19 protein-coding genes are annotated in these 20,831 nt (G+C 71.4%); 13 read left to right on the top strand and 6 right to left on the bottom strand.

Annotation, left to right across the window (positions count from 1 at the left end; translation table 11 throughout):
- The first annotated feature begins 2 nt into the window (after window positions 1-2).
- The 9 genes from ACQPYE_RS20860 to ACQPYE_RS20820 all read left to right on the top strand — a co-directional run bounded on the left by ACQPYE_RS20860 (window position 3) and on the right by ACQPYE_RS20820 (window position 10,249).
- Window positions 3-1,613, top strand: coding sequence for a thiamine pyrophosphate-binding protein (locus tag ACQPYE_RS20860; protein WP_498713606.1), 1,611 nt, complete (start codon window positions 3-5; stop codon window positions 1,611-1,613).
- 16 nt (window positions 1,614-1,629) lie between these two features.
- Window positions 1,630-2,316, top strand: coding sequence for a DJ-1/PfpI family protein (locus tag ACQPYE_RS20855; protein ID WP_498713604.1), 687 nt, complete (start codon window positions 1,630-1,632; stop codon window positions 2,314-2,316).
- Window positions 2,317-2,404: 88 nt separating this feature from the next.
- Window positions 2,405-4,231, top strand: coding sequence for an AGE family epimerase/isomerase (locus ACQPYE_RS20850; RefSeq protein ID WP_498713602.1), 1,827 nt, complete (start codon window positions 2,405-2,407; stop codon window positions 4,229-4,231).
- A gap of 3 nt (window positions 4,232-4,234) precedes the next feature.
- A complete protein-coding gene (glgX, locus tag ACQPYE_RS20845) occupies window positions 4,235-6,283 on the top strand; it encodes a glycogen debranching protein GlgX (protein WP_498713600.1) in 2,049 nt (682 codons plus the stop codon).
- Between the two features lie 6 nt (window positions 6,284-6,289).
- Entirely contained in the window at window positions 6,290-6,610 is a 321-nt protein-coding gene (locus tag ACQPYE_RS20840; RefSeq protein WP_123741373.1) for an STAS domain-containing protein, read from the top strand.
- On the top strand, window positions 6,607-7,062 hold the full coding sequence (locus ACQPYE_RS20835) for an ATP-binding protein (RefSeq protein WP_498713598.1): 456 nt from the start codon (window positions 6,607-6,609) through the stop codon (window positions 7,060-7,062). The genes ACQPYE_RS20840 and ACQPYE_RS20835 overlap by 4 nt, the downstream gene beginning before the upstream one ends.
- Window positions 7,022-8,215, top strand: coding sequence for a PP2C family protein-serine/threonine phosphatase (locus tag ACQPYE_RS20830; protein WP_498713597.1), 1,194 nt, complete (start codon window positions 7,022-7,024; stop codon window positions 8,213-8,215). Before ACQPYE_RS20835 ends, ACQPYE_RS20830 begins: the two co-directional genes overlap by 41 nt.
- Before the next feature lie 187 nt (window positions 8,216-8,402).
- On the top strand, window positions 8,403-8,831 hold the full coding sequence (locus ACQPYE_RS20825; RefSeq protein ID WP_170184916.1) for a GlcG/HbpS family heme-binding protein: 429 nt from the start codon (window positions 8,403-8,405) through the stop codon (window positions 8,829-8,831).
- 167 nt (window positions 8,832-8,998) lie between these two features.
- Window positions 8,999-10,249 (top strand): MFS transporter, encoded by a 1,251-nt coding sequence (locus ACQPYE_RS20820; RefSeq protein ID WP_498713594.1) that lies wholly within the window; start codon window positions 8,999-9,001, stop codon window positions 10,247-10,249.
- Window positions 10,250-10,891: 642 nt separating this feature from the next.
- Here ACQPYE_RS20820 and ACQPYE_RS20815 read toward each other — a convergent pair.
- On the bottom strand, window positions 10,892-11,677 hold the full coding sequence (locus ACQPYE_RS20815) for an oxidoreductase (RefSeq protein ID WP_498713592.1): 786 nt from the start codon (window positions 11,675-11,677) through the stop codon (window positions 10,892-10,894).
- A 202-nt stretch (window positions 11,678-11,879) separates the two neighbouring features.
- On the opposite strand from ACQPYE_RS20815, the gene ACQPYE_RS20810 reads away from it, so the two are divergent.
- Window positions 11,880-12,479 carry a TetR/AcrR family transcriptional regulator gene (locus ACQPYE_RS20810; RefSeq protein ID WP_498713590.1) on the top strand — a complete coding sequence of 200 codons (600 nt, stop codon included), beginning with the start codon at window positions 11,880-11,882 and terminating at the stop codon, window positions 12,477-12,479.
- On the opposite strand, the gene ACQPYE_RS20805 is transcribed toward ACQPYE_RS20810, so the two are convergent.
- The 5 genes from ACQPYE_RS20805 to ACQPYE_RS20785 all read right to left on the bottom strand — a co-directional run bounded on the left by ACQPYE_RS20805 (window position 12,476) and on the right by ACQPYE_RS20785 (window position 17,197).
- Window positions 12,476-14,173, bottom strand: coding sequence for an FAD-binding protein (locus ACQPYE_RS20805; RefSeq protein ID WP_498713588.1), 1,698 nt, complete (start codon window positions 14,171-14,173; stop codon window positions 12,476-12,478). The genes ACQPYE_RS20810 and ACQPYE_RS20805 overlap by 4 nt on opposite strands.
- A 20-nt stretch (window positions 14,174-14,193) precedes the next feature.
- Entirely contained in the window at window positions 14,194-14,631 is a 438-nt protein-coding gene (locus ACQPYE_RS20800) for a nuclear transport factor 2 family protein (protein WP_498713586.1), read from the bottom strand.
- 65 nt (window positions 14,632-14,696) lie between these two features.
- Entirely contained in the window at window positions 14,697-15,389 is a 693-nt protein-coding gene (locus ACQPYE_RS20795; RefSeq protein ID WP_498713584.1) for an EthD domain-containing protein, read from the bottom strand.
- 10 nt (window positions 15,390-15,399) lie between these two features.
- Window positions 15,400-15,708 (bottom strand): muconolactone Delta-isomerase family protein, encoded by a 309-nt coding sequence (locus tag ACQPYE_RS20790; RefSeq protein WP_077008801.1) that lies wholly within the window; start codon window positions 15,706-15,708, stop codon window positions 15,400-15,402.
- 43 nt (window positions 15,709-15,751) lie between these two features.
- Window positions 15,752-17,197, bottom strand: coding sequence for an ankyrin repeat domain-containing protein (locus ACQPYE_RS20785; protein ID WP_498713581.1), 1,446 nt, complete (start codon window positions 17,195-17,197; stop codon window positions 15,752-15,754).
- 163 nt (window positions 17,198-17,360) lie between these two features.
- Here ACQPYE_RS20785 and mdlC point away from each other — a divergent pair, with 163 nt between their 5' ends.
- The 3 genes from mdlC to ACQPYE_RS20770 all read left to right on the top strand — a co-directional run bounded on the left by mdlC (window position 17,361) and on the right by ACQPYE_RS20770 (window position 20,490).
- Window positions 17,361-19,145: a benzoylformate decarboxylase gene (gene mdlC, locus ACQPYE_RS20780; protein WP_498713579.1), complete on the top strand. Its 1,785-nt coding sequence runs from the start codon at window positions 17,361-17,363 to the stop codon at window positions 19,143-19,145.
- 27 nt (window positions 19,146-19,172) lie between these two features.
- Window positions 19,173-19,565 carry a cupin domain-containing protein gene (locus tag ACQPYE_RS20775; protein WP_123741385.1) on the top strand — a complete coding sequence of 131 codons (393 nt, stop codon included), beginning with the start codon at window positions 19,173-19,175 and terminating at the stop codon, window positions 19,563-19,565.
- 121 nt (window positions 19,566-19,686) lie between these two features.
- On the top strand, window positions 19,687-20,490 hold the full coding sequence (locus ACQPYE_RS20770; protein ID WP_498713578.1) for a helix-turn-helix transcriptional regulator: 804 nt from the start codon (window positions 19,687-19,689) through the stop codon (window positions 20,488-20,490).
- The last annotated feature ends 341 nt before the right edge of the window (window positions 20,491-20,831 follow it).

The raw sequence follows: 20,831 nt of genomic DNA, 5'->3' as shown, positions 1-20,831 counted from the left end.
TCATGACCGCAAGGCCGGGAAAGGTAGCCATCTTCGAGCAGTTCGTCGCGGATGGCTTTACCCGGATGTTCGGAAATCCGGGAACGGTGGAAGAGGGTTTCCTGGACATCCTGGAGGGCGTGCCGGGCTTCGAGTACGTGCTGGCGTTGCAGGAGACCGTCGCGATCGCGATGGCCGACGGCTACGCCAGGGCTACGGCGGGTCCCGCACTGGTCCAGCTGCACACCGGCGTGGGGCTCGGCAACGGCATCGGCATGTTGTACCAGGCCATGCGCGGTCATTCACCGCTGGTGGTCATCGCGGGCGAGGCGGGGGTGCAGTACGACGCGATGGACTCGCAGATGGCCACCGACCTCGTCGCCATGGCGAAGCCGGTGACCAAGTGGGCCACCAGGGTCACCCACCCGTCGTCGCTGCTGCGCACCCTGCGCCGCGCGGTGAAGACCGCCATGACCGCGCCACGCGGCCCGGTCTTCGTCGCGCTGCCGATGGACGTGCTCGACGCGGAGAACACCGAAGAGGCCCGTCCCAGCACCATCCCCAGCCAGGCGGTCGTCCCTGTCCCGCAGGACCTGGACAGGGCGGCCGCCGCGCTGACCGGCGCGTACCACCCCGTGATCCTCCTGGGTGACGGCGTGTCGGTCTCCGGTGCCCAGGACGAGCTGACCCGCGTCGCGGAGCTGCTCGACGCGCCGGTGTGGGGCCTGGACTCCTCCGAGCTCAACATGGACAACACCCACCCGCTGTGGCAGGGGCAGCTGGGGCACATGTTCGGCGCCAACAGCGAACGGCAGGTCGCCGACGCGGACGCCGTGCTGATCGTCGGCACCTACGTGTTCCCCGAGGTGTTCCCCTCCCTGCACAACCCGTTCCGGGCCGACGCCAAGATCGTCCACATCGACCTGGACACCTACGAGATCGCCAAGAACCACCCGGTGGACGTGGCCCTGGCCGCCGATCCCAAGCACACCCTGGGTGTCCTGGCCGAGCGGCTCTTCGACGCGGGCCGCAGGCCGACCGCGCGCTCCTCCGCCCTCTGGCGCAGGCCGCGGCCGGGGCCCAACGCGCCGATGATGGAGCTGTTCGCGGTCGAGCTCGCCGAGCAGGGCGGCAGCGACCTGGTCATCTTCGACGAGGCGCTCACCGCCTCGCCGGCGCTGACCAAGTACCTGCCGCCGAGGGTGGCCGGCAACTACTTCTCCACCCGCGGCGGCTCGCTGGGCATCGGCATCCCCGGCGCCATCGGCGCCAAGATGGCCAGGCCGGACGCCGAGGTCATCGGCTTCACCGGCGACGGCGGCAGCATGTACACCATCCAGGCGCTGTGGACCGCGGCCCGGGAAGGCGTCAACGCCAAGTTCGTCATCTGCAACAACCACCGCTACGAGCTGCTGGACCTCAACATCGAGCAGTACTGGCGCGAACGCGGCATCGACCGGCACGAGTACCCGTCCGGTTTCGACCTGGGCAAGCCGGAGATCGGGTTCGTCGAGCTGGCCCGCGCCCTGGGCGTGGACGGCATGCGGGTGGAGAAGCCGAGCCAGGTGGCGGGCGCGGTGCGCCGCATGCTCACCGCCACCGGTCCGTTCCTGATCGACCTGGTCACCAAGTAGCGGGGGAGCGCGACCGATGCCGACCCTTCCCCGCCGCGAGAACGGCCAGCTGTCCGGCCGGACCATCGCGATCCTGATGGAGACCGACTACGTCGAACCGGAAATCGCCTACTACGAGCGGAGGTTCGCCGAGGAGGGCGCGACGATCGAGTACCTGACCCGGCTGTGGGGCCAGGAGTCGATCACCTTCACCGGCCACGAGTACCAGGTGCCGATGACCGTCAGCGGCGACCTGGAGGCGGTGGACGACGCCCGGCTGAAGAGCTACGACGCGATCATCGTGCCCTCGGGGATGGTGTCGGACCGGTTGCGCTACAGCGAGGACGTCACCACCAACGCCCCGGCGGTGCGGCTGCTGGAACGCGCGTTCGCCACGCCGAGCGTGCTCAAGGGGATCATCTGCCACGGCATGTGGCTGGTGGCGCCGATCCCCGAGGTGGTGGCCGGTCGCCGGGTCACCTGCCACAACAACCTGATCGGGGACGTGCGCAACATGGGCGCGGTCTACACCGACCAGGACGTGGTGGTGGACGGCGACCTCGTCACCGGCCGCAGCGCCGACGCCGCGCACCTGTTCGCGCGCACCCTGATCGACCTGATCGCCGCCCGCACACCGGTCGGCAGCATGCGCAGCCGGCAGCGCATGCTGCGGGGGATCGGGATGGCGCCCTCGCCCCGCCACGCCGCGGAAGACCGCGTGTAGCGGGGGACGCGCCGGTGGACCGCCTGGTCCACCCCGGGGTCCACCGGCGCTGCCCCCGAACCGATTCGAGCCGATTGGACTACGACCGATGGTCGCTGAAAATCAGATGGACTTCGTGTTCTCCGACCTGGTCGCCGGGTACGTGGTCGGGTACGACCCCACTCGGGGCGCGCTCGACCTGCGCACCAGCGACGGCCGGCCGGTGCGGGCGAAGATCACCCGCGACACCTACGCGGAGATGATCCGCAACCTCGGCGAGCACCCCGTCGGCGTGTCGGAGCCGATGGTCGACCTGCTCCGGCCCGGACGGCACGTGTTCGTCTACGGCCTGTTCTACCCCGAGCGCGGCGCCACCACCTTCGACGCCAAGCGGGTCGTGCTGGTCGGGCCCGGCGAGAACTACCGGTTCGAGGAGACCGACTGGTGGCCCCGGCAGCTCGCCGAGCTGGCCCGGTTCTACCGGCACGCCCAGTTCGGCTCCGCCGACCCGGTCGACTTCGCCGACTACCGCACGATCCTGCGCCTGGGCGGCGACAAGGCCGACGACCACGTCCAGGAGACCGACACCGTCTCCCGCCTGGTGTACGGCATGGCCAGCGCCTACATGCTCACCGGCGACGAGGACTTCCTCGGCGTCGCCGAGCGCGGCACCGAGTACCTGCGCGACAACATGCGGTTCGTGGACCGCGACGAGAACGTCGTGTACTGGTACCACGGCATCGACGTGCGCGACGGCATCCAGTCGCGGTGCTTCGCGTCGGAGTTCAGCGACGACTCGCAGTCCATCCCGGCCTACGAGCAGATCTACGCCCTGGTCGGGCCGACGCAGACGTACCGGATCACCGGCGACCCGCGGATCGCGTCCGACATCGACGGCACGCTGCGGCTGTTCGAGCGGTTCTTCAAGGACCCGGTGCGCGGCGGCTACTACTCGCACATCGACCCGATCCTGCTCAGCCCGCACCACGAGTCGCTCGGCCCGAACCGGTCGCGGAAGAACTGGAACTCCATCGGCGACCACGCGCCCGCGTACCTGATCAACCTCTACCTGGCCACCGGCGAGGAGCGGCACGCGCGGATGCTGGAGGAGACGTTCGACCTGATCGTCGACCACTTTCCGGACGCCACCAGCCCGTTCGTGCAGGAGCGCTTCCACGGCGACTGGACGCCCGACCGCACCCACGGCTGGCAGCAGGACCGCGCCGTGGTCGGCCACAACCTCAAGATCGCCTGGAACCTGACCAGGATGAACGCGATCAAGTCCAAGGACTCGTACTCGGTGCTGGCCGACCGGATCGCCCGGTCGCTGCCCGCCTACGGCGCCGACCGGCAGCGCGGCGGCTGGTACGACGTGGTGCAGCGGGTGCTGGGCGTCGGCCAGGACCGGCACCGGCTGGTGTGGCACGACCGCAAGGCCTGGTGGCAGCAGGAGCAGGCGATCCTGGCCTACCAGATCCTGGCCGGCACCACCGGCGACCCGGAGTTCCTCAAGCAGGGCCGCGAGGCGCAGGCGTTCTACAACGCGTTCTTCCTCGACCACGACGAGGGCGGCGTCTACTTCAACGTCCTCGCCGACGGCCACCCGTACCTGCTGGGCACCGAGCGGCTCAAGGGCAGCCACTCCATGTCCATGTACCACGCGGCCGAGCTGGCGTTCCTGTCCACCGTCTACGGGCGGCTCCTGCTCGGCGGCGGGCCCCTGTCGCTGTGGTTCAAGCCGCGCGCGGACGGGTTCAAGGACCGCGTGCTGCGGGTCGCGCCGGACGCGCTGCCCCCTGGTTCCGCCCGGCTGGAGTGGGTGGAGGTCGACGGGCGGCCCTACGCCGACTTCGACCCGGTCGCGATGACGGTCAACCTGCCCGACTCCGACCACGACCTCACCGTGCGGGCGCACCTGGCGCCCGCCGAGGGCTGAGCGGTGACCGCGGACCTGTCCACCCGGTGGATCGCCGGCTTCGAGGTGCGCGCCGGGCGGCAGCTGCCGTTCGGCGCGACCCCCGTGCCCGGCGGCGTGAACTTCGCGGTGTCGTCGAACCACGCCACCGCGGTGACCCTGGTGCTGTTCCGGCGCGGCTCGGCCGACGTGCTGGCCGAGCTGCCGTTCCCGGAGGACTTCCGGGTCGGCGGCGCGTGGGCGATGACCGTGCTCGGCGTGGACGCCGACGACGTCGACTACGGCTACCGGGTCGACGGGCCGTTCGACCCGGACGCCGGGCACCGGTTCGACCCGACGGTGGTGATCGCCGACCCGTACGCGAAGGCGTTGGCGGGCGCCGAGGAGTGGGGCGTGCGGCCGGTGCGGTACGCGCAGACCGCGTGGCGCTCCCGCGTCGTGCGCGACGACTTCGACTGGGAGGACGACCGACGGCCCGGCATCGCGCAGGAGGACCTGGTCGTCTACGAGGCGCACGTGCGCGGCTTCACCCGGCACCCGAACTCCGGGGTCGCGCGGCCCGGCACGTACGCGGGCCTGGTGGAGAAGATCCCGTACCTCAAGCGGCTGGGCGTCAACTGCGTCGAGCTGATGCCGGTGTTCGAGTTCGACGAGTTCACCAACTCCCGGCACGACCCCGGGACCGACACCTGGTGGTACAACTACTGGGGCTACAGCACCGTGGGCTTCTTCGCCCCCAAGGCGTCCTTCGCCGCCGGACCGTCCGCCGTGGACGAGCTGAAGACGCTGGTCAAGGAGCTGCACCGGGCGGGCATCGAGGTCGTGCTCGACGTGGTGTTCAACCACACCGCCGAGGGCAACGAGTGGGGCCCGACGATCTCGTTCCGCGGGCTGGACAACCGCACGTTCTACATGCTCACCCCGGACGGCGCCTACCACAACTTCAGCGGCACCGGGAACACGGTCAACTGCAACGACCCGGTGGTGCGCGGGTTCCTGCTGGACTGCCTGCGGTACTGGGCCTCGGAGTTCCACGTCGACGGGTTCCGGTTCGACCTGGCCGCGATCCTGTCCCGCGGCCCCGACGGCTCGGTGCTGGCCAACCCGCCGCTGGTCGAGGCGCTGGCGGGCGACCCGGTGCTGCGCGACTGCAAGCTGATCGCGGAGGCGTGGGACGCCGCCGGCCTGTACCAGGTCGGCACCTTCCCCGGCTACCGGCGGTTCGCCGAGTGGAACGGCCGCTACCGCGACGCGCTGCGCCGGTTCATCAAGGGCGACGACGACGTGGTGGGGGAGATGGCCACCCGGTTCGTCGGCTCGCCCGACCTGTACGGCGACCGCGAGCCCGCCGCGTCGGTCAACTTCGTCACCTCGCACGACGGGTTCACCCTCGCCGACCTGGTCGCCTACAACGACAAGCACAACGAGGCCAACGGCGAGGACGGGCGCGACGGCGACCCCGCCAACAACTCGTGGAACAGCGGCGTCGAAGGGCCGACCGACGACCCGGAGGTCCTGGCGCTGCGCGACCGGCAGGTGCGCAACGCGCTGCTGCTCCTGCTCACCAGCCAGGGCGTGCCGATGCTGCTCTCCGGTGACGAGGTCGGCCGCACCCAGCACGGCAACAACAACGCCTACTGCCACGACAGCGAGCTGTCGTGGTTCGACTGGGACCTGGTCGAGCGCAACGAGGAGCTGTTCGAGTTCACCCGGCGGGTGATCGCGTTCCGCGCCGCGCACCCGGCGCTGCGCAGGCGCGGGCACCTGGTCGGCGGGCAGGACGTCACGTGGCACGGCGCCCGGGTCGGCGAACCCGACTGGTCGCCGGACGGCAGGCTGCTCGCCGCGTCCGTGCGCTTGGGCGACGACCACGTGTACGTGGCGGCGAACGCGCACTGGGAGGGCGTGGAGCTGGCGCTGCCGGAGGGGCACGACTGGCGCCTGTTCGCCGACACGGGCGCGGGCGTGGTGGCCGAACCGGGGCACGAACCGCCGTTGGCCGACCGGTCGCGGCTGTGGGCGGGACCGCGGTCGGTGGTGGTGCTGACCTCCCGTCCGACGCTACAGGAGTGAGGGACGATGAGTTTCGAAGCCAAGAGCCACGTGTGGGACGGCATCGCCACGATCCGGTTGCGCGGCGAGCTGGAGTCCAAGTCCGCCGGTCAGCTCAACCGGGCGATCGAGGAGGTGGCCACCCAGGAGCTGCGGCGGCTGGTGCTGCTGATGGACCAGCTGACCTACCTGTCGTCGGCGGGGCTGCGCAGCCTGGTGTACGCGCACCAGAAGCTGGGCCGGGGCGTGGAGATCGTGCTGGTCGGCGCCCGGCCCGAGGTGGCCGAGACGATCCGGCTCACCGGGTTCGACCGCAGCGTGGTGATGCAGGAGCCGACCGGGGCATGACCGACGAGGCGTCCACCCCGGAGGGGGTGAGCTCGCGGGTCGCCGAGTTCGTGTGCGGCCTGGCCGAGTACGGCGGGTTGACCCGCGAGCAGGCGTACCGGTTGAGGCTCGCCACCGACGAGATCGCCACGAACGTCCTCCAGCACGGCTACCGCGGCCCCGGCCTGCTGGACCTGTGCGGCGGGGTCGAGCCCGACCGGGTGTGGGTGCGCACCGAGGACGAGGCGCCGCCGTTCGACCCGCGTGATCACGACCCCGGGCCGCTGCTGGCCCAGGACCCGATCACCCGTGCGGCCGGCGGCCTCGGCCTGGTGCTCGCGCTGGAGTCGTTGGACGAGTTCGAGTACGAGCGCGTCGGCAACCGCAACCGCATCACGATGGCTGTTCGGCGCGGCCGGAACGGAGGCGGCGGTGGTCCCGGCCACGGCGCTGGTGGTCGGGCGCACGGCTGACGTGCGGCCCGACCTCGTCCACGCCGTCCGCGGCGCGGGCCTGCGGGTGCGGTCGGTGGCCGCCGCGGACCTGGAGGCCGACCAGTCCCTGGTCGGCCGTCCCGACGTGGTGCTGCTGTCCGCGTCGCTGGGCCTGCGCCGGGTCGCGCTGCTGAGCAGGCGGCTGGCCGAGACCAGCGCCCGGCGCAGCGTGCTGGTGTTCGCCGACGGCGACCTGGCCGCGTTGGAGACGTGCGTGCGCGCCGGGTTCGACTACGTCGCGCCGCCGTACTCGCCCAGCCTGGTGGGCAGCCGGCTGACCGCCGCGTGGGAGCGGCGCGAGCTGGTCGGCGCGGTCGAGTTGCTGGCCGTCGAGTCGACGGTGCGCGAGTACGAGCGCGACCTGTCCCTGGCGCACGACCTCCAGGCCGGGTTCCTGCCCGAGGCGCTGCCGCGCCCGCCCGGCTGGGAGCTGGCCGCCCGGCTGCGGCCCGCGCGGCTGGTGTCGGGCGACTTCTACGACGCGTTCGAGCTGCCGGACGGCCGGCTGGGGTTCGTCGTGGCCGACGTGTGCGACAAGGGCCTGAGCGCGGCGTTGTTCGTGGCGCTCATCCGCACCCTCGTGCGGCACACCGCCGAGCGCTTCCCCGACGACCCGTGGCAGGACGGCGCCGGGCCGCTGGTGCACGCCGTCGTGGACACCAACCGCTACCTGGCGCGCAACCACCTGCGCCAGGGCTACTTCGCCACGATGTTCTTCGGCGTGCTCGACCCGCGGTCGGGCTCGCTACTCTACATCAACTGCGGCCACCTCCCGCCGGAGCTGGCGCGCGCGGACGGTTCCCGCACGTCGCTGCCGCCGACCGGGCCCGCGATCGGGCTGCTGCCCGACAGCGAGTACCACCTGGGGCACGACGTCCTGCTGCCCGGGGACGTCCTGCTCGCCTACACCGACGGCGTGCTGGAGGCCCGCGACCTCTACGGCAGGCAGTTCGGCCGGGAGGCGCTGGTGGCGGCCGTCGTGCCCGGCCGTTCGGCGGCGGCCCTGCTCGACGGCGTGGACGAGGCCCTGCGCGGCCACGTGGACGGCGCCGAGCAGTCGGACGACATCACGATGCTCGCCCTGCGCAGGCAGGGCGCACCGGACGACGCGGCGGGGTCGACCGGATCGTGATGGCTGGAATAAGGAGTACCCCCCTTGCCGGGACGAGCTGGCCTGTACTACGTTACGCACATGATAGGGATGGTTCCCTGACCTCGATATGGTGACGCACGGACGACGCAACATGTCCTGTCCGGTGCGGCGCGTAGTCCTGGCTGAAGGCGTACCGGCGATCGAGACTCAGCGGAGTGGAGTGATTGTGAGTACTGCACCGACGATCTCTATCCGGAACGCCCGACGACTGGTCGACGCGGCCCTCGAGCACGCCGAGAACCTCGGCGTGAACGTCGGCGTCGCGGTGGTCGACCAAGGCGGCAACGTGAAGGCGTTGGCCCGCATGGACGGCGCGTCGTTCCTCCAGACGACGTTGGCCACGAGCAAGGCGGTCACCGCCGCCGGTCTCGGGCTGCCCACCGATGGCCTGGCCCAGTTCCTGTCGGGCAACCCGGTCCTGTTGGCCGGTCTGTCCACCCAGCCCGGGATCGCCGTGGTCCCGGGCGGCGTGCCGATCGTGGTCGACGGCGTCGTCGTCGGCGCCGTCGGCGTCGCGGGAGGACAGGGCGGCGAGGACGAGCCCATCGCCAACGCGGGCCTCGCGGCCCTCGTCGGCGACACGGTCGCCGGCTGAACGCCCACGCGGGTGACGGCGGATAACCGCTGATCGACGCGGGATCGGTCGCCCCGCGACCCACCGGGTCCGGACGTCTCACCCGACGCGTCCGGACCCGGTGGGAGGGCGGCCGGACGGCTGGCCGGATCGACGCTTCACAACCAAATCAGCTGAGGAAGGTGCACATGAGTACGACCCTGCGATCAGGGCTAAGCCAGGCGCGCAGCAACTGGGCGATGCTCGCCTTGTTCCTGGGTGCGTTCGTCGTCGGGACCGCGGAACTCGTCGTCGTCGGCGTGCTGAACATCATCGTGAAGGACATGGGGGTGTCCATCAGCACGGCCGGCACCCTGGTGACGGCCTACTCGCTGGGCATCTCGATCGGTGGACCGGTCCTCGCGGCGCTCACCATCAAGTTCGGCCGCCGGTTCCTGCTGTGGCTGTCGTTCCTGGCCTACGTCCTGGGCAACGTCGCCGCGGCCTTCGCGGTCAACTTCGGCATGCTGGTCACCGCCCGCATCATCACCGGCGCGCTGCACGGCCTGTTCATGGGTGTCGCGTTCGCCGTGGCGGGCGCGCTGGTCCCGCCGGAGCGCATGGGCCGCGCCATCGCGGTGGTGTTCGGCGGCTTCGCCGTGTCCACCGCCCTCGGTCTGCCCCTGGGCAACCTGATCGGCCAGGGCTTCGGCTGGCAGGCCGCGTTCGTCGCGGTCATCATCCTCGGCGTCATCGCGCTGATCGCGGCGGTGGCCTTCATCCCGCAGGTGCCCAACGCGGGCACCGGCGGCATCGGGGCCCAGGCCAAGCACGCGTTGGCGCCCCGCGTCCTCGCCGTGCTCGCGGTCGGCTTCCTGCTGCTGGGCGGCCAGTACGCCGCGTTGACCTACATCACGCCGTTCCTCGAGGAGGTCACCGGCATCTCGGGCTCGCTGATCGGCGCGTTCCTGCTGGCGTACGGCATCGCCAACGCGATCGGCACGTTCGGCGGCGGCTGGGCCGCGGACCGCAACCCCAGCCGGACGCTGATCATCGCGAACATCGTGCTGATCCTGGCGCTGGGCCTGCTGTGGCTCATGGGCGACGCTCCGGTCATGGTCGCCATCGCGCTGTTCGTCTGGGGCGTGGTGGGCTTCGGCCTGGTGCCGTCGCTGCAGCACCGGGTGGTCACGCTCGCCGGACCGGGTCGCGACCTGGCCGCGACGCTGCCGCAGTCCGCGGTCACCGCGGGCATCGCCATCGGCGCCCTGGTGGGCGGTCTGGCCGTGGAGGCCTACGGCCCGCCCGCCGCGGTGATCACCGGTCTGATCGCCTTCGCCATCGCCCTCCCGGGCGTCTGGGCCATCTCGTTCCTCAAGGTGCCCGATTTCGGAGAGGCCGAGTCCTCGTCCTCGGACGACGACACGACCGCTTCCCCCAGCGTGCCGGCGTCGAACTAACGCCCCCCGTACCGCCGGCCCGTCGAGGCCCGATCGCCACCCCCCGGGCGATCGGGCCTCGTTCTTTGCCGTACCGCGGTGGTGACCTGCGGTGGTGACGCCTGGCTGCCCGGTGCCGGTGGTCGCGCCGGGGGAGTGCTCCACCGAGCTGCTCGCGCGGCGGGCGGGCCGGTGGGTTCCTCGTGCGCCCACCGGGCCGAACCGACCACTGTGGACAGGGGATGGCCCGCGCTGCCCTGCCCGCCCGCACCCCCGGCCCTTCCACCGGCGGACCGCACGCCGAGCTCTTCCACCCCCGCACCCGGCCCTCTCCACCCGCAGACCGCACGCCGAGCCCCTCCCACCCGAGCCCCTCCCACCCGTGCGCCGCCCCGGTTCGTTCGCCCGCAGGCCGCCGGTCCTTCCCCCTGCGGGCCGCCACCTGGCCCTTCCACCCGCAGACCGCCCACCCACCCGGCTCTTCCGCCCGCGCGCCGGCCTGGTCCTCCCACCGCCCGCCCGTTTCCCCTGCGGGCCGGCTCGCTGAACGAGGCCGTGGACCGAGCCCGCGACCCGCCCGGACCAGGGCCGCGGATGCCCCGGACATGCCGAAGGGGCACGTCCGGGTGTCCACCACCCGGACGTGCCCCTCCCTCCCGCGGATCAGACCTCCGGCAGCGCGCCACCGTCGATCACGTAGGCCGCGCCGACGATCCGGGACGCCCGGTCGGAGGCCAGGAACGCCACCAGCTCGGCGACGTCCTCGGGACGGCCGGGGCCGCCCAGCGGGATCGCCTCACCGGCGATCAGCATCTCCTTGGCCTCCTCGAAGCTCATGCCGGTGGCCGCCGCGATGCCGGACATGACCGCCTCGGAGCTCGGGGTGAGGGTCAGGCCGGGCAGCACGCTGTTGACCCGGACGCCCTTGGGCGCGACGTCCGTGGCCAGGCCCTTGGCGTAGTTCGCCATCGCGGCCTTGGCCGCGGTGTAGGGCAGCAGCGGGGCGATCGGGCGGCGTGCGGCGTTCGAGCCGATCTGGACGATCGCGCCGGAACCCTGCTTGATCATGTGCGGCAGCAGCACGCGGTCCAGGCGCACGGCGGCGAGGAAGTTGAGGTTGAGCTCGTTGACCCACACCTCGTCCGGGATGGCCGTGGGGCCCTCCAGGTTCGGCAGCGCCCCGCCACCGGCGTTGTTCACCAGGATGTCGATGCCGCCGAGGGCGTCGAGCACCTTCTCGGCCAGCTCCTCGGCGCCGGCCTGCGAGCTGAGGTCGGCGGTGATGACGCGGGCGCCCTCGGGGAGGTCCGAGACGGCGTTGCGGGCCGAGGCGACGACCGTGGCGCCCTCCTCGACGAACTTGCGGACCACGGCGGCACCGATGCCCTTGGTGCCACCGGTGACCAGTGCGCGCTTGCCGCGCAGCAGTCCTGAGTTGTTGGAAGACATCCCTTACACCCTTCTACCAATGCGGATCTTCTGGAAGCGCCGCGGCGGTCGACCGCCGGGCGCTGCTGCTCCGGCCGACCCCTACGTCGTTCCGACTGGGCACCGAGGAGGTGTCCTGGTCAGACCCTACAACGAAAGGGAACCATCCCTATCGTTTTCCTGACGTAGTACAGTCGACTTCAACGGAGCAAAGGGGGGTGCTATGACCCGAACCGCCGCCGAGACCCGCGAGCACGTGCTGCAGGTGGCTCACGACCTCTTCTACTGGCACGGGATCCGAGCCACCGGCGTGGACAAGGTCGCCGCCGAGGCAGGCGTCGCGCCGACCACTCTCTACCGGCTGTTCGCCTCGAAGGACGACCTGGTCGCCGCGTACGTCGACCGCGTCGACCAGCAGACCAGGGAGTGGTTCCGGAAGGCGACCGAGGCCGACGGGCGCGACGCCCACAGCCGCATCCTCGCCCTGTTCGACGCGGTGGCCGAGCACATCGAGCACGACTGCCGCGGCTGCGCGTTCATGATGGCGCTGGCCGAGTTCCCGAACCCGGACCTGCCGGCGCACCGCAACGCGGTGGCCGCCAAGACCTGGGTGCGGGCCACGCTCGGCGAGCTGACCGCCGCCCTGGCCGCCGACACGGAGGTCGACGACCCGAGGGCGCTGGCCGACCAGCTCGCGCTGGTCATCGAGGGCGTCCACGCCTCGGCGCAGGCCCTCGGCTCGCACGGTCCGGCCCGGCAGGGCAGGCTGCTCGCCGAGCGCATCCTGCTGGCCTGCACCGGCCGGGCGCCGGTCGAGGTCTAGTACTTCACGACCTCGTAGCGGCCCGACGCCACGGTCGTCACGTCCACCGAGGCCAGGAAGTCCTGGGTCTCGGGCGCGCCGAAGAACGCCTGGATGGTCGCGTCGGCGTCCTCCGCGTTCGACCAGTGCACGACGACGAGGTACTCGCCCTCCTCGCTGCGGGACGTCTCGCGCGCGACGAAGCCGGGCCGCAGCTCCATGTACTCGCGCTGCATCTTCAGGTTGCGCTGCTGGAACTCGGCGTCGGTGACTCCCGGGCGCAGCTTGAAGCGGATGGTCTCGACGGTGGCCGTCATCTGGTTCGCCTTTCGTCCGGCGGCCTCGTGCGCCGCCACGTCGATCTGGGGCACGGCGGTGAACACGCCCGCCGGGTCGAAGCGCCGCTTGAGCTCGACGAGCCGGTCGGCGTTCGGGCCGTAGCCGAGCAGGACCCGGTCCTGCTCGTCGGGGCCGAGGAAGTTCGGGTAGCCGCCCGGCAGTGCGTGCGGCGCGAGCTCCTCCGACAGCGACCGCGCCCACCGCTGGTGCGGCGCGGCGTCCTCGGTCGGCAGCCACTGCGCGGCGATCTCCACGAGCACGTGCTCGCGCCGGGTGGCGAACGCCGACTCGGCGACCGGGACGCGGGTGGCCGCGCCGTGGAAGTGGTGCAGGAACATCGCCGAGAACGGCGAGGTCATCCGCGCCATGCCCTCGGCGATCACCGACGCGATGTCGTCGGAGACCTCCGGCACCCAGCGGGTGCGCATCTCCACGTGCCTGCCGTCGACGATCGAGTCGGCGAACATGCCGTGCAGCTCCGGGAAGGTCATCTGGCGGACCTGCGACATGATCGGCGTGCCCAGCGACTCCAGCCGGGTGACGTGGCGCTGCGCGCCGCCCAGCGCGCCGACCCAGGTCGGCAGCATGAACAGCATCGGGGTGCCGTCCGGTCCGCCGAAGAAGCCGGACATGACGGTCAGCTCGTCGGGCGCCTCGGCGATCAGCTCGCGGTAGCCGCGCAGCACGCTCGCCGCCTCGGCGGCCGGGAACAGGATCAGGCCGGCCGCCAGCGACTGCAGGGCGTGCACCCGGTAGCGCAGGTTCGTCACGACGCCGAAGTTGCCGCCGCCGCCGCGCAGCGCCCAGAACAGGTCCGGGTTCTCCGAGCCGCTGGCGATGACGCGGCGGCCGTCGGGCAGCACCACCCTGGCGCTGATCAGGTTGTCGGCGGCCAGGCCGTGCTTGCCGAGCAGCAGGCCGTACCCGCCGCCCAGGGTCAGGCCCGCGATGCCGACCGCCTGCACGGTGCCGGTCACCGGTGCGAGGCCGTGCCGTCCCGCGGCGTCGGCCAGGTCGCCGGAGGTGGCGCCGCCCTGGACGTCCGCGGTGCCCAGGATCGGGTCGACGTTCACCCGCCGCAGCGCGGACATGTCCACGACGAGGCCGCCCTCGGCCATCGCCCGGCCGCCCCAGTCGTGGCCGCCGCCGCGCACCGACAGCCGAAGCCCGTGGTCGTGCGCCACCCGCACGGCCGTCTGCACGTCCTGCTCGTCGGCCGCGCGGACGATGAGCCCCGGCCGGCGGTCCACCGCGCCGTTCCAGACCCGGCGCGCGCCGTCGTACTGCTCGTCCGCGGGCACGAGAACACCGCCGCGCAACGACGAACGCAGGTGGCGCGCGGCGGCGGACAGGTCCCCGGGAGTCGAGGAAGTCATGGGTTCGCTCCTGAACTCGGTCAGAGGTAGGTGATCCGGGCGAGGCCGAACTCCTCGGCCGCGATGATCGGGTCGAAGTACTCGTGGTACTCGTAGATCAGCCCCGCGTCGGTGAACTTGAAGATCGACAGGTAGTGGTTCCGGTAGCGCCTGCCGGTGGCGAACACGCAGTCGCCGTCGAACCGGGCGAGCACCGTGTCCCCGTCCGCCCAGGTTTCGACCAACGGGAACGTCCAGCTCTCGAACAGGTCCGGGGTCGCCTTCCATCGGTCGTACACCGCGGTCTTGCCGATGAAGTGGGCGGGGAACATCCGGGTTCCGAAGGGGTAGAAGTGGTCGGCGCCCTCGGCCCACAGCTCGATCCACGCGTCGATGTCCTTCTCCTCCAGCAGGCGGAGGAAGGCGCGGACCGTCTCGACGTTGCGTCGCTGGGCTTCCGGCGGTTGGGACCGGGCCATCTGGCTCTCCCTGTGTGGTCGGCGGACACGACCCCGCCACGGGGTCGTGTCCGCGTCTGCGGGCCTCAGCGGGCCTGCGGGCCGATGATCCAGTGCTCGCGGGTGACCAGGCGGTGCACGTACCGCGTGTTCACGAACGCGTCGAAGTCCTCGGTCATCTGCTTGTACTCCGGGGACTCCAGCGCCGTGCGCAGCTGGTCGACGTCGTCGAACCAGAGCTGGTAGGCCGCGTCCAGGGTGGGCTCGCCGATGCCGTACCAGCCGTCGACGGTGTGGCCCTGGATGTACCGGCGCAGGCCGGGCAGCTTCAGGCCGAGCTCACCGTGCTGGTGCAGGCTGTAGGCGCGGAAGTCCTCCAGGGACACGCCTTCCTTGCGCTTGACCAGGATCATCAGCTTGACCCAGTTCTGACCCTTGAACAGCGCCGGGCCCGACTTCAGCTCGTGCGCGGTCGTGTCCAGCACCAGGGACTGCCAGAACGCGGCCCAGTTCGGCTCGTCCAGTCGCGCGCCCTGGAGGAACTCCTCGGTCTGCAACGAGGCGATCTGCTCCTCGGGGCGCAGCCAGATCTCCGCGACGCCCTGCCACTTCGGGTCGCCGTTGCCCAGGTCGAAGTCGAACGTGGTGTCGATCATGTACTTGCGGATCTGGGGGATCTTCGAGGCGTACTGCACCGCGTGCACCTCGACCCAGTACCGCTGGAACTCCTCGACCGTCATGCCCGGCTTGGGCGCGGCGAAGATGAGCTGGTGGATCATCCTTCCCCCCTCAGACCTTGTAGCGCTTGATGACGTCTTCGGCGAACCCGAGGTAGTCGCGCAGCGGCCACACCTCTTCGAACTCCAGGTACTCGCGCATGGGCAGCCGGCCGAGCGCGGTCCGGTCCAGCTCCTCGGCGTTGGGCGCGTCGATGATGCCGATGACCCGCTTCTGCGCGGCCACCTTCCACAGGCCGACGGCGAACCCGGAGTCCAGGGTCTCCTGGGCGTGCTCCGCCTCCTCCTGCTCGATCTCCCACAGCTCGTCGAGCGTGATGCGGCCCTCGTGGTTCCACTTCATCTGGACGTAGAACAGCATTGCGGGTCTCCTCCTCCGACTGTCGGCTCGGCCGACGTGCCGCTCAGCTGACCTTGGCGCGGATCAGCTCGGTCAGGGGGTGGTCGGCGCCGAACTCCTCGATCGCCAGCGCCAGCGGGGTCTTGCCGTCGTGGCCGACCAGGTCCAGGCGCGCCCCGGCGTCGATGACGATGCGGGAGCACTCCTCGTACCCGTGCCAGAGGGCGTCGTGCAGCGGCGTGTAGCCGTTGGTGGCGCCCTGGAAGTCGAGGTCGACGCCGGGCCAGTTGGCGATCAGCCGGGTCAGCTCGACGTGTCCGTTGTAGACGGACTTGTGCAGCGGCACCGCGCCGAACGTCGGCTCGACGGCGTTGACGTCCGCGCCCGCCTCCAGCAGCAGCCGCGCGATCTCGGTGTGCCCGTCGCGCGAGGCCACCAGCAGTGGCGTGTGCGCGTCGTTGAAGCCGTTGACGATCGGGAACCGCTCGTCGACCTCGGCGCCGTCGCCCAGCAGCTTGCGCACGCCGTCGACGTCGCCCTGGGTCACCGCGGCCATCAGCAGCTGGTCGGCCGCACGGCGCTCGTCGGCCGCCTGACGCTCCTGGATGTACTGGTGCGCCAGCAGGATCTTGTCCTTGCCCATCGTGTTGACGTTGAGCTCGTACTCGAAGTGCTGCTGCAACGAGAAGCCGTAGTGGGTGCCCAGGTTCAACCCGGCGCCGCGGTCGAGCAGGTACTTGGCGATCTCCGGGTTCTTGAACCACACCGCGTCCATCAACGGCGTGTGGCCGGTGTTCGGGGTGACCGCGTCGATGAACGCGCCCGCCTCGACCAGCGCCCGCACCACCGCCAGGTCACCGCCCTGGCAGGCCTTGTGCAGCGCGGTCGCGCCACCGCCGCTGTCCACCGCGTGGACGTCGGCGCCCGCCGCGATGAGCTGGCGGGTCAGGTCGGCGTCCGCCCGGCCGGCCGCGATCAGCAGCGGCGTCAGGCCGCTCTCGTGGTCGCGGTGGTTGACGTCGGCGCCGAAGCGCAGCAGTTCCGCCACCGTCTCCCGGTCACCGGCCCAGCACGCCCGGACCAGCCGCTCCTCGCGGTCGGCGTTGAACGCGGCCACCTCGCTGTTGGGGTCGAAGTAGACCTTCCACGTGACGATCCGGCCGCCGTCGTCGACGACGAGCTTGTGCACGTCCTCGATCTCGAACTCCTGGCGGGTGCGGGTGTGCGCGGCCCGGGTGTAGATCACCGCGTAGGCGGTGTTGCCCTCGGCCCGCAGGTCGCGCACCGCGTAGTCCAGGATCTCCGTCGTGTCGCCGCGCACCGCGAACGCCGCCTTGACCGCGTCGATGCCCAGGTGCCGGCCCAGGTACGGGATGACCTCGTTCCACCGGTCTACCGGCAGTTCGAAGTCGATGTCGTGCGCCAGGGCCGACAGCGCCGACCCCAGATCGCCCCGCTCCAGGTCGGCGAAGTACTTCTCCACCACCTCGCGGGTCCGCTCACTGCTCATCGCACATCCTCGCTGGTTGTGTTCCGCTTTCCTCGCGGCCGGCGTCGCCGAATGACGAAGTGCCTTGTCAGGCGTGCCGCGGTAGTGGCCGGGCCGCCGATTCAGTAGTTCACGGGACCTCACCGGCGGCAAGCCGTCCAGACCGCTGTGACGGGACTGCGTGATGTTCCCCGGGGTAGCTCACGAAGTGCCCTCCGGCAATTCCGTCCGACTTGTCGGCGACCTGTCGCGTGGGCAGCATTGCGGTCAGACCAGGCGAATTCTTCCTTCCACCCACCGTAGGAGTGTGTGCCCCGTGAGCGCGGATGGAACCAATTCCCGAACTGTCCGGGAAGAAACGCTGGAAGTGTTCCGGCAGCTCGGTATGACGACCATCTTCAGCAATCCCAGCCATACCGAGATGAAGCTTTTCGAGGAATGGCCCGACGACTTCCGCTTCATCATGGGCCTGCAGGAGGCCACCGTCGTCGGCATGGCGGACGGCCACGCCCAGGCCACCGGCGAGCCGTCGCTGGTGATCATCAACGGCGGTCCCGGCGTGGGCAACGCGATGGGCTCCATCTACACCGCCGCCAGCGCGCACACGCCGATGGTGATCATCGGTGGGCTCCAGGCCCGCAAGCTCCAGCTGGGCGCGCCGTTCCTCGACGCGCCCGAGGCGACCTCGCTGCCCCGGCCCTTCATCAAGTGGGCGGGCGAGGCGGCCCGTCCGCAGGACGTGCCCGCGCTGATCGAGAAGGCCTACCACATCGCCAAGCAGGCGCCGGCCGGTCCGGTGTTCGTCGGCGTGCCGGAGGACGACTGGATCCGTCCCGCGCAGTCCACCCCGCACAAGGTGCGCTCGGTGCGGTCCGCCGTGGTGCCGGACCCGGAGGTGCTGGCCACCGTCGCCGACGCGCTGAACTCGGCCGAGCGCCCCGCGATCGTCGCGGGACCGGGCGTCGAGATCGGCGGCGCGCGGCGCGACCTCATCAAGCTCGCCGAGCGGCTCAACGCCCGGGTCTACGGCAGCCCGGTGTGGCCGCGGGGCAGCTTCCCGGAGAACCACCCGCTGTTCGGCGGCGTGCTCGCGCCGATGCCCGAGCTGATCAACCAGCGCCTCGGCGAGCACGACGTCGTCGTCATCCTGGGCAGCCCGGCCTTCACCCTGTTCACCACGGCGGACCTGTTCAGCAACGCGCCCGCGCCGCTGGACGGCACCGACTCGCCGGCCCTGCCCGAGGGCACGGCGTTCTACCACGTGACCGACGACCCCGAGGCGGCCGCGTGGTCGGCGGCGGGCCACGCGTTCGTCGCGCCGCCCGCGCGGTTCGCCCGCGACCTGGTGCCGCTGCTCCCGCAGCGGCAGCGCGTGCCGCTGCCCGCCCTGCGCGAGCCCGTGCCGGTGCCGCAGCCGTCCGAGCCGCTGACCCAGGCGTACCTGTTCCACCTGCTGTCACAGGAGCTGCCCGCCGACGCCCAGCTGTTCGAGGAGCTGCCCATCGCCCGGGCCGACTTCCACGAGCAGATCCCGCTCGGCGCCGACAACGGCTACTTCGCGACCGCCAGCGGCGCCCTCGGCTTCCCGTTCGCGGCGGCCGTCGGCTACGCGATCGCCCGGCCCGACCAGCGCACGGTGGTCGTGGTCGGCGAGGGTTCGGCGCAGTACACGCTGCACGCGCTGTGGACCGCCGCCAAGCACAACCTGCCGATCACGTTCGTGATCCCGGACAACGCCGGCTATCTGTCGCTGAAGTACTACCTGGACGACACCAGCCAGAAGGCGTGGCAGATCGGCTGGGACCTCAGCGGCGTCGACATGGCCCAGCTCGCCCGCGGCTTCGGCTGCCGCGCCGAGCGCATCGAGTCACCGGAACACCTGCGCGCGTCGCTCAAGGACGCGCTCAGCGCCGACGGCCCCGTCCTGCTGGACGTCGTCGTCGACGACCCGGGCCTGTTCCGGCTCTGAACCACCACGCTGAAGGGAACCTGGCTCATGGAGGTCATCAAGAGGGGCACGCTGCCCACCATCCAGATGGACGGTGAGGTCGCGGCCTACATCTTCGACGGGCGCTCGCACGGCAACCTGGAGTCGTCCGCGTTCATCGTGGACGTGCCGGTCGGCCGCGGTCCGGGCCTGCACACCCACCCGTACGACGAGATCTTCGTCGTGGTCGAGGGCACGGTGCGGTTGGAGGCCGACGGCGAGACCGTCGAGGCGACGCCCGAGGAGATCTGCGTGGTGCGCGCGGGCGTTCCGCACGCGTTCACCAACGTCGGTCCGGGACGCGCGCGAATGGTCAACGTGCACGCCGCCGCGGACGTCTCCACCGAATTCGTGCAGGACGGCAGGCCCGGCGACCCGACTTACCGCTACAACGTGCGCTGAGGCGCCGGGCACGTCGGCTCCGGCCGGAAGGCACACGCCCCGTGGTGGGTCCGCTATCGGACCCGCCGCGGGGTTCTTCGCGTTTCAGAGGGAACGTTCGTCGATCGACAGGGGCTCGTTGATGAAAGCCGATGGCACCAGGAGGGGCGAGCTGGCGGGTTTCCTGCGCAGCCGCCGGGAACGACTGCGGCCCGCGATGGTGGGATTCCCCACCGGTCCGCGCCGCCGATCCCGGGGATTGCGGCGCGAGGAGGTCGCGGTCCTCGCCGGGGTGAGCCCGACCTGGTACACGTACCTGGAGCAGGGGCGGGAGATCCGCCCGTCGCCGGACGTGCTCGACCGCCTCGCCGAGGCCCTGTGCCTGACCGAGGACGAGCGCCGCTACGTGCACACCCTGGCGCTGGGCCACGTGATCGGCCCGAGGCCGCTGGACGACGACGCGTCGGCGGGCGAGGTGGTCCGGCAGGTCGTCGCGCTGCACGAGGACAGCCCCTACCCGGTGTACGCGCTGGACTGGCGGTCCGACGTCTCGGCGTGGAACCCCGCCGCGGTCGAGTGGTACGACGACTGGGGTGCGCTGCCCGCGCCGGAGCGCAACCTCCCGCGCTGGACGCTCACCTCGCCGCGGGCCAGGTCACGCCTGGTGGACTGGGAGAGCGAGGCCAGGTACCAGGTGGCCCGGATGAGGGCCGAGAGCGCCCACCGGCTCGACGACCAGGACTTCCGACGGCGGGTGGCGGAGCTGGAGCGCGACGGCGGCGGCTTCGCGCAGTGGTGGCGCGAGCGGGACGTCCGGGAGGCGCGGTCGCGGGTGCGCGGGTTCCGGCACCCCCGGCTGGGCGAGCGGTCGCTGTTGCTCGTGCCGACGCGGATGGCGGAGTTCTCCGTCACGCTGGTCTTCCACACGCCGGTGCCCGGTGCGTGACGTCGGCGCCTCCGCGCCGCCCGGCCCGCTGCCCTCGACCGCCTCCGTGGCGTCCGGTCCGCCCCGCTCGACCGCCTCCGCGCCGCCCGGTTCGCCGCGCTCGGCCGCCACCGCGCCGGGTGCGTCCGGCGTCACGCCGACGCGGCGGTCGCACCCCCTCCCGGAGGCGTCGCAGCGGGCCGTCGAGCCATCGGCAACCCGTATCGCGGCTATCGCGCAATCGTGCGCCGCGGCCTTCCCGGTGTCCGCGTCACCGAGTTTGGGTAGCGTCGCGACGGTTACCGGAGTGGCCCAGTCGGGTGTGAAGGGAGCTCGAGTGTCCCAACGTTCCTCGTGCACAC

This window comes from Actinosynnema sp. CA-299493, from assembly GCF_050946825.1.
Taxonomy (GTDB): Bacteria; Actinomycetota; Actinomycetes; order Mycobacteriales; family Pseudonocardiaceae; genus Actinosynnema.
The sequence above is the reverse complement of the archived record's forward strand: the minus strand, read 5'-3'. Positions and strand labels throughout refer to the sequence as shown.

Coding starts and splice junctions, on each gene's coding strand:
- ACQPYE_RS20860 (WP_498713606.1), top strand. CDS start 3: ATGACCGCAAGGCCGGGAAAGGTAGCCATCTTCGAGCAGTTCGTCGCG.
- ACQPYE_RS20855 (WP_498713604.1), top strand. CDS start 1,630: ATGCCGACCCTTCCCCGCCGCGAGAACGGCCAGCTGTCCGGCCGGACC.
- ACQPYE_RS20850 (WP_498713602.1), top strand. CDS start 2,405: ATGGTCGCTGAAAATCAGATGGACTTCGTGTTCTCCGACCTGGTCGCC.
- ACQPYE_RS20840 (WP_123741373.1), top strand. CDS start 6,290: ATGAGTTTCGAAGCCAAGAGCCACGTGTGGGACGGCATCGCCACGATC.
- ACQPYE_RS20835 (WP_498713598.1), top strand. CDS start 6,607: ATGACCGACGAGGCGTCCACCCCGGAGGGGGTGAGCTCGCGGGTCGCC.
- ACQPYE_RS20820 (WP_498713594.1), top strand. CDS start 8,999: ATGAGTACGACCCTGCGATCAGGGCTAAGCCAGGCGCGCAGCAACTGG.
- ACQPYE_RS20815 (WP_498713592.1), bottom strand. CDS start 11,677: ATGTCTTCCAACAACTCAGGACTGCTGCGCGGCAAGCGCGCACTGGTC.
- ACQPYE_RS20810 (WP_498713590.1), top strand. CDS start 11,880: ATGACCCGAACCGCCGCCGAGACCCGCGAGCACGTGCTGCAGGTGGCT.
- ACQPYE_RS20805 (WP_498713588.1), bottom strand. CDS start 14,173: ATGACTTCCTCGACTCCCGGGGACCTGTCCGCCGCCGCGCGCCACCTG.
- ACQPYE_RS20800 (WP_498713586.1), bottom strand. CDS start 14,631: ATGGCCCGGTCCCAACCGCCGGAAGCCCAGCGACGCAACGTCGAGACG.
- ACQPYE_RS20795 (WP_498713584.1), bottom strand. CDS start 15,389: ATGATCCACCAGCTCATCTTCGCCGCGCCCAAGCCGGGCATGACGGTC.
- ACQPYE_RS20790 (WP_077008801.1), bottom strand. CDS start 15,708: ATGCTGTTCTACGTCCAGATGAAGTGGAACCACGAGGGCCGCATCACG.
- ACQPYE_RS20785 (WP_498713581.1), bottom strand. CDS start 17,197: ATGAGCAGTGAGCGGACCCGCGAGGTGGTGGAGAAGTACTTCGCCGAC.
- mdlC (WP_498713579.1), top strand. CDS start 17,361: ATGTTCCCCGGGGTAGCTCACGAAGTGCCCTCCGGCAATTCCGTCCGA.
- ACQPYE_RS20775 (WP_123741385.1), top strand. CDS start 19,173: ATGGAGGTCATCAAGAGGGGCACGCTGCCCACCATCCAGATGGACGGT.
- ACQPYE_RS20770 (WP_498713578.1), top strand. CDS start 19,687: ATGAAAGCCGATGGCACCAGGAGGGGCGAGCTGGCGGGTTTCCTGCGC.